The following is a 1391-nucleotide window of genomic DNA, read 5'->3' as shown; positions in this document are numbered from 1 at the left end:
GCATCGACTGGATCGACAGCGAAGGACGCTACCTGCAGCTGGATTTTGGCCCGCTATCGGTGATCTCGCTCTACCTGCCGTCCGGCTCCAGCTCGGAAGAACGCCAGCAGGTAAAATTCGACTTTCTCGCCGTCTTCCTACCCCATCTGGAAGCCCTGTATGCCAGCGGCCGCGAGGTGGTGATCTGTGGCGACTGGAATATCGCACACAATGAAATCGACCTGAAAAACTGGAAGGGCAACCGCAAGAACTCGGGCTTCCTGCCGGAAGAGCGCGCCTGGATAGGCGAACTGTTCAGCCGTGTCGGCTGGCGTGACGTATGGCGCACACTGTATCCGGAAGCACCGGGTTACAGCTGGTGGAGCAATCGCGGCCAGGCTTACGCCAAGGATGTGGGCTGGCGCATCGACTATCAGGTCGCAACACCAGCACTGACGGCATCCGCGCTCAAGGCCAGTGTCTACAAGGGCGAAAAATTTTCCGACCATGCGCCCTTGGTCATCGATTACCAGCGGGAGCTGCCATGTTCGACTTCGAGCGCGACGAACTAAGCCTGATTACCGTGCCCGGCTGGGCCGGCTCCAGCGCCCGTCACTGGCAAAGTGTATGGGAAAAAAGCTATCCGCTGGCTTGCCGCACTGAGCAGCAGAACTGGCTTTATCCCGAGCGCACGTCCTGGCTGGCGGCGCTGGCCGACACCATCGCCATGCAGCCGGGCAAGGTGGTGATCGCCGCGCATAGCCTGGGCTGCCATACCGCCATCGATTACGTGCTGTCCTTATCTCTGGCTGCACAAGGGCGGATTCACGGCATGCTGCTGGTGGCACCGCCACAGCTGCCGATCAGTCAGGCTGCACTCTTGGCTAGCGGCGAATTGCCGCCAGACATGCCCATCCCGGCCTTTACCGGTTTCGATGCCGCCGGCCAGCAGCGCCTGCCGGTCAAGGCGCTGTGTGTCGCCAGCCGCAACGATCCGTTTTGTCCTTATGCCGAGGCTGAACGCATGGCCGCCGGCTGGGGGATCAAACTGGTCGATGCCGGGGATGCCGGCCACATGGGGAGCAGCGCAGGGCTGGGCAGCTGGCAAGCCGGCCAGCGCCTGCTGCAAAAGCTGATGCTGGGCTAATCCTCTGCACCATCCCAGCACAAGGGTGCACCGCTGCGATACAGATAGCCCCAGTCGCGCGGCAGTGTATTGTTATTGCCCTTGGACACCAGCATCTGGTGGATATCAAGATCACCGCCGCGAAAAGCGGCCGAGCTGCCGCGCAGATACATGGTCCACATGCGTACGAAGCGCTCGTCGAACATCAGCCGGACTTCATCCTGCACCGCCAGAAAACGCGTCAGCCACAGCTGCAGGGTGCGCGCATAGTGCAGGCGCAGGCTTT

Annotated in this window: 3 protein-coding genes; 2 read left to right on the top strand and 1 reads right to left on the bottom strand. The window is 61.6% G+C overall.

Translation table 11 applies throughout. The features are described 5' to 3' along the window. Both ACRC1E_RS07120 and ACRC1E_RS07115 read left to right on the top strand, forming a co-directional pair. The coding region (locus ACRC1E_RS07120) for an exodeoxyribonuclease III (RefSeq protein WP_438514417.1) at nt 1-551 on the top strand (551 nt) is incomplete at its 5' end. Continuing rightward, entirely contained in the window at nt 524-1126 is a 603-nt protein-coding gene (locus tag ACRC1E_RS07115; protein ID WP_438514416.1) for an RBBP9/YdeN family alpha/beta hydrolase, read from the top strand. The genes ACRC1E_RS07120 and ACRC1E_RS07115, both read left to right, overlap by 28 nt. Here the strand turns inward: ACRC1E_RS07115 and ACRC1E_RS07110 are convergent. Then, nucleotides 1123-1391, bottom strand: a 269-nt coding sequence (locus ACRC1E_RS07110; protein WP_438514415.1) for a class I SAM-dependent methyltransferase, incomplete at its 5' end; no start/stop codon positions are given. The genes ACRC1E_RS07115 and ACRC1E_RS07110 overlap by 4 nt on opposite strands.

The sequence above is a fragment of the Craterilacuibacter sp. genome (genome assembly GCF_051659485.1).
GTDB lineage: Bacteria > Pseudomonadota > Gammaproteobacteria > Burkholderiales > Chromobacteriaceae > Craterilacuibacter.
Note: the sequence above shows the minus strand (reverse complement) of the source record. Positions and strands in the feature narration are given on the sequence as shown.

Excerpts from the sequence above, each read along its gene's own strand:
- ACRC1E_RS07115 (WP_438514416.1), top strand. The coding sequence starts at position 524 with ATGTTCGACTTCGAGCGCGACGAACTAAGCCTGATTACCGTGCCCGGC.